General features: G+C 54.1%; 4 protein-coding genes. All 4 read right to left on the bottom strand.

Features of this window, described 5'->3' with window-relative positions:
- Positions 1 to 69 precede the first annotated feature (69 nt).
- Entirely contained in the window at positions 70 to 1,053 is a 984-nt protein-coding gene (gene guaC, locus JJU47_RS06815; protein ID WP_300997556.1) for a GMP reductase, read from the bottom strand.
- A 198-nt stretch (positions 1,054 to 1,251) separates the two neighbouring features.
- Positions 1,252 to 3,309 (bottom strand): PAS domain S-box protein, encoded by a 2,058-nt coding sequence (locus JJU47_RS06810; RefSeq protein ID WP_228617487.1) that lies wholly within the window; start codon positions 3,307 to 3,309, stop codon positions 1,252 to 1,254.
- 111 nt (positions 3,310 to 3,420) lie between these two features.
- On the bottom strand, positions 3,421 to 4,605 hold the full coding sequence (locus tag JJU47_RS06805; protein WP_228617485.1) for an MFS transporter: 1,185 nt from the start codon (positions 4,603 to 4,605) through the stop codon (positions 3,421 to 3,423).
- Positions 4,606 to 4,746: 141 nt separating this feature from the next.
- Positions 4,747 to 5,997 (bottom strand): MFS transporter, encoded by a 1,251-nt coding sequence (locus JJU47_RS06800; RefSeq protein ID WP_228617483.1) that lies wholly within the window; start codon positions 5,995 to 5,997, stop codon positions 4,747 to 4,749.
- Positions 5,998 to 6,000 lie beyond the last annotated feature (3 nt).

Genomic DNA, 6,000 nt, shown 5'->3' with positions numbered 1-6,000 from the left:
TTATAATAACATGATTAATATGCTTTTGACGTAATTTTATAAAATCAATAGTCGGGCTAGTCGTCTTTTTTAGTACACTTTATCCCCGTTAAAGATTGAGTTTTTTACCATGACGTAATCGACGGTACGTAACGCGTCGAGCGTGTCCCCACCCGAGTAAGAGATGGCCGACTGAAGGTCTTGCTCCATCTCGGTCAACGTGTCTTGCAATGCCCCTTTATGCTCCACAAACACCTTCTTGCCTTCGACGTTCTTCCGTTCCCCTTTTTGGAATTCAGACGCCGACCCGAAATACTCTTTGAGCAACTTCCCATCCTGCTCAAACGTCTCTCCCGGAGACTCATCGTGACCGGCGAACAGTGAACCGATCATGACCATCGAGGCGCCGAACCGGATCGATTTGGCGATATCCCCATGTGTGCGAATGCCCCCATCCGCAATGATCGGTTTTGTGGCCGCCTTGGCACACCAACGAAGTGCGGCGAGTTGCCAACCGCCCGTGCCGAAGCCGGTCTTGATTTTCGTGATGCACACTTTTCCTGGCCCGATCCCGACTTTCGTCGCGTCGGCCCCCGCATGCTCGAGTTCACGTACCGCTTCCGGCGTCCCGACGTTCCCGGCGATGACGAATGATTGTGGCAGGTGGTGTTTAATATGTTGAATCATCCGGATGACCGCATTCGAGTGCCCATGAGCGATGTCGATCGTGATGAACTCTGGCGTATGGCCGGATTCGGCGAGCATCTCGATGAAACGGTATTCATCCTCTTTCACGCCAACGCTGATTGAGGCGTACAGGCCGCGTCCGTGCATGTCTTCGATGAAACGCAGCCGCGACTCTGGGTTGAACCGATGCATGATATAGAAATAGCCGTTCTCCGCGAGCGAGAGCGCCACATTCTCATCGACGATCGTCTGCATGTTTGCGGGTACGACCGGCAGGCGGAACGTGAAACCGCCGAGCGTCACGCTCGTATCACATTCCGAACGGCTATCGACGATACATTTTGCGGGAATCAATTGAATATCTTCATAATCAAATACTTTATCCATCATCAAACACCCCTATTTACGAACATTTTAGTTACTCACATCAGAAATACTTCGTCCATTCGGTAATGTAACGCAAATACTCGATAAAGTCAAAGGTTTAGGGGAAGAAACTATGTTTTTAACTGATATTTAACTAAAAACACATTTTAATGTTCGTGTTTTGATTAGAAATTGATTGTTTCACGTGAAAAAGACCGCTCATTGGCGGTCTTGGAACAACGCATAACGGTTTCGGCCGTTCGACTTGGCCTCGTACAAGGCGAGATCGGCTTGTTTTAATAACTGCTTCGGTGTAAGCCCGGTTTTGCAACAGGCGACCCCGATGCTCGACGTCGTCACGAACGTATGATTTTCGATATGCCAAGGCAGTTTGAGAGCAGCCAGTAACTTTTCAGCGACCCGGTGCGGTGCGACCGGATCGTTATAGCGAATCAACACGGTGAATTCGTCACCCCCGAACCGCGCGACGACGTCCTGTTTGCGGAGGGCGGTCTTTAGGCGAGACGCGAATTGACGCAACAGTTCATCGCCGACGTCATGGCCGAGTGTATCATTGATTTGTTTGAAACGGTCGAGGTCGAGCGAAAGAATGGCGAGCGCTTCCGTCTCGTCTTCGATCCGTGTGAGTGACTCCTCGAGATAGGCGAGAAAATAGCGTCGGTTCGGCAAGTCCGTCAACGTATCGTGGTAAGCCAAGTGGCGTAACTGCTTTTCGACGACTTTCCGCTGCATGATCTCTCGAGTGACCGTCAAATAATGCAGCAACTTGCCATCCTCGTGATAGATGGCTTGGATTTTCGTTTCAAGCCAAATCCAGCGACCGTCGTCGTGGGCGTGACGAAATTCGAGTGTGAGCGGTTCGCTTCCGTGCGCCGACGCGTGGAGCTGCAGGCGCGCCAGTTCGACGTCGCGTGGATGAATGAAGTCAAGCGTATTCTTCCCTTCATAGAACGACGGGGGATAGCCGAGCACGTGGAGGTGAGACGGGCTCGCATACCGGACCGTTCCGTCCGCCTCGAGCATGCAGACGAGGTCGCTCATGTTCTCGGTGATTAATCGGTAGCGCATCTCGCTTTGACGGAGTGCCCGTTCAATGTCCCGTTTCTCCGTGACATCGCGAAGGACGGTCAAGATGGCAGCTGTCCCTTCATAGTCAATGACGAGACTGGCCACGTCCATATGGAAACGTCGGCCAGCGCGTGACATGACGACAAGTTCCATTTCTTGTACCGCATCATCAGGGCGCATCGAGGCGAGTCGAGCGGCAGCCGCTTCGCGATACTCCGGTGCGACGAACGTGAAGACGGACATGCCCGTGATCGTGGTTTCACCGATCGTCTCAAGCGCTAACGTATTGGCGTACACGATTTCTCCTTCCCGATGGACGATGATCCCTTCAGGAATCGTCTCGATCAATTGACGGTAACGTCGCTCACTCTCTTGTGTCGCTCGTTCCGCGTCTTTCTCGGGCGTGTGGTCGATGATGATGGCGAACAGCCCATTGATGTGACCACCGACCTCGATCGGGATATTCAAGATTGCCAGGTCGAGTGAGGCGCCCGACTTCCGCTGTCCCTGGATTGTATATTTGTGCGGTGCCCCCGCCATGGCGTGCTCGAGCCCGGCTTGAACCGTCTCTCGCTCGGACGGGTCGACCCAGTCAATGAATGAATGGTCAATCAAATCGGCTTCCGTGTAACCGGTAATGGTCGTCACGGCCGGGTTGAGCGACTTGATCCGAAAATGGTGGTCGAGGACGAAAATTCCGTGCGGAGAGTACCGTCGAAGTGATTCGTGTTGATCCCGCAAAATCGTCAATTCGAGCTCTCGGCGTTTTCGTTCCGTCACTTCTCGGACGACAGAAATAACATGGGTGCACGTCTCCCCGTCAAAGACGGGCGTCACTTCCGACTCGAAGTAGTGGAGCGGCAACGAGAGGACGTCTGTCGATTCCAGCGTATCTGTAAAGAACGAATCGGCGAGACGATAGTCCTCGAAGACGACACTCTTTCGTTCACGGATCGCTTCGTCGTAATGTCGCCTAATCAACAGTGCCGTCTCGGGCGGGACCAAGTCCTCAATGCTTTTCCCGAGGTCATCTTCTTTCCAACCGATGGCGCGCTGCCCGGGCTCGTTGACGAAGGCGTACCGGTATGTCGGACCGTCGACTTCCATGAAGAACACATAATCTGAAATTTTATCAAACGTCCGGAGCAAGGCGGCATAGTGGTTATAAATCGTCTGGTCAGCGTGCATAATGTTCCTCATTTCCATCCAAAGCTTTTTGACACGTCATTTTTATATTACCGTAAGCTGAATCTAAATGTGTGAACATTCAAAAAAAAGACAGAACTTTGGAAAGTCCTGTCATGCTGACCGTCGTAACTGAGTCCGTTCCTGGCGCCCGTTCATGACGTCATATAAGAAAATCAATAGGGCCACGACACTTGCGAGTCCGAGATAAAGTGTCGAAAAACCGGTCAACGGAATGATGAGGCCGATGAAGTAAGGGCCAAAACCGAGGCCGGCGTCGAGCGCGATGAAGAACGTTGAAGTGGCCATCCCCATCCGGGCTGGAGACGCGGCCTTAACGGCAATCGCTTGTGTCCCGGATTGAATGTTGCCGAAGCCGAGCCCAATCAACGCACCGGCTACCAATAAACCGACAGCGGTCGTCGTTTGGCTCAACACGAGCAACCCGATGGCAAAGACAGCAATGGCTGGATACATGACGATGTTCGCTCCGCGTGCGTCCATGAGCCGCCCCGTGATCGGGCGCGAGATGAGGACCGAGATCGAATAGACGAGGAAGAAGACGCTCGCCGCTTCGACGAGGTCGAGTTCGGTGGCATAAAAGTTAATATAGGACAACACGCTCGAAAAGCTGAGCGCGGCGACGGCGACGATGAGCGCAATCGGGAGAGCCTTCGGTTCAACGAAGGCGCTCAGTGAGAACCCGCGGATGACGGACGGATTGTGTGCTTCCGGCACGTTGACGAATAAAGCGCTCACGAGACTGACCGCACCGACGACGAGACAGCTGAAAAAGATGGTCGAAAAGCTCGTATATTGACTCATCAGCAGACCGACGAACGGACCGATGGCCGTCGCGAGCGTCGAACTCATGCTGTAATAGCCGATGCCTTCTCCTTTTCTTGAAGCCGGGATGACTTGGGCGACGATCGTCCCGGTCGCCGTGCTCGATAGCCCCATCCCGAGACCGTGCACGAAACGGGTAAACAACAGGAAACCGACACCGAGATCGACAAAATAAAGTAAAATCGTCGCCGTGAAAAACGTGAGACCGATCAGCAACGTTTTGCAGCGGCCAATCGAATCGATGAGTCGCCCGATGAAGAGACGGCCGACGAGCGTCCCGATGATGAAAATACCGGTGACGAGCCCGGCCTCGCTTGTCGTCGCCCCGTATGTCGACACGGCGTGAACCCCAATCGTGACCATGAGTAAAAAGAAGATGAGCGTCAACAAGAAGTTGACGAGCGAGATGATGAGGAAGTCTTTCGTCCATAATTTTTGTGCGGTCAATTGCATCGGCGATGACGCCTCCTTATTTGTTCGAACCTGAATAGTTAGTAAACATAACTAAAGGAGTATAGCAAATTGAGGGAAGCTTGTCAGAGACGACGCATTATGCACAAAAAAACCGATTCACGTGAGCGAATCGGTTCATCGTCAAATCGACTGGCGACGATACCACAGAACGAGCGGGACGAGGACGAGCGATACGATCCCGCCGAGGAGGGACAACGTCAAATAGCTCGACTGCGACGCGATGACCCCGGACAACATGCCACCTGAAGCGCCCGATAAGGCGATCCACACATCGACCGACCCTTGCGTCTTCGCCCGAGTCTCAGGCGTCGTCGCATCGACCAAAATGGCGGTTCCGCTAATCAAGCCGAAATTCCAACCGATGCCGAGTAAGACGAGCCCGACGATTAACAAGAAGAGCGAGTCGGCCGGGGCGAAGGCGGCGACGATCCCTGCGAAGAATAACGTCACGCCGGAGGCGATGGCCATAATTTCACGGCCGACTTTATCGACGAGCACACCGGTCACAAGCGAGGGCAAGTACATCGCCCCGATATGGAACCCGATAACGAGCCCGACCGCGCTCAGTTCGTGACCGTGATGCCGCATATGGACGGGAGTCATCGTCATGATGGCGACCATGACGATTTGACTGAGTACCATGACGAACGCTCCGACATAGACGCCGTTTCGGTTATGTACATCTTCCGATTGAGGTTGCGTCGCATCAAGCGAGGCTTTCCGTTTCGATTCGATGGCCCGGGCGACGAGAAGCGGATCCGGGTTCAAAAAGATGAGCAAGATGAGTCCGGCCACGAAATAGGCGGCCCCTGCCAATAAGAACGGTCCGGTGAGCGTAGGCAGTCCGATGCTGTCGGCGACGCGTCCCATCGGTTCCACTAAATTCGGTCCGGCGACGGCCCCGAACGTCGTCGACACCATGGCGATGCTGACAGCTGTCGCCCGCTCCGTCGCATTCGCTAAATCCGTACCGGCATAGCGCGCTTGGAGATTCGTCGCTGTCCCGGCCCCGTAGATGAGAAGCGCGGCGAACAGCAATGGCACGTTTTCAAGCGTAGCTGCGAGGATGACGCCGAACGCCCCGAACGCCCCTGTCATAAAACCAGTGGCGAGTCCGAACCGGCGGCCGACACGTTGTGACATGAGACCGATTAAAAAGGCTGCTGCGGCAGAACCGAGCGTAAAGAGTGCCGTCGGGACACCGGCATAAGCGTCGGTGCCGAGCAGGTCACGTGCGAGCAACGCGCCGACCGTAATCCCGGCGGCAAGCCCGGCACCCCCGAAAATTTGCGAGAGCACGACGACGAACAACGTCCGCTTATACAAACGTCGTTGTTGATCCGGGTCGTCAACGTATGACATGTGTTTCATGAA

The sequence above is a fragment of the Exiguobacterium sp. genome (assembly GCF_020832205.1).
Classification (GTDB): domain Bacteria; phylum Bacillota; class Bacilli; order Exiguobacteriales; family Exiguobacteriaceae; genus Exiguobacterium.
The sequence above is the reverse complement of the archived record's forward strand: the minus strand, read 5'-3'. Positions and strand labels throughout refer to the sequence as shown.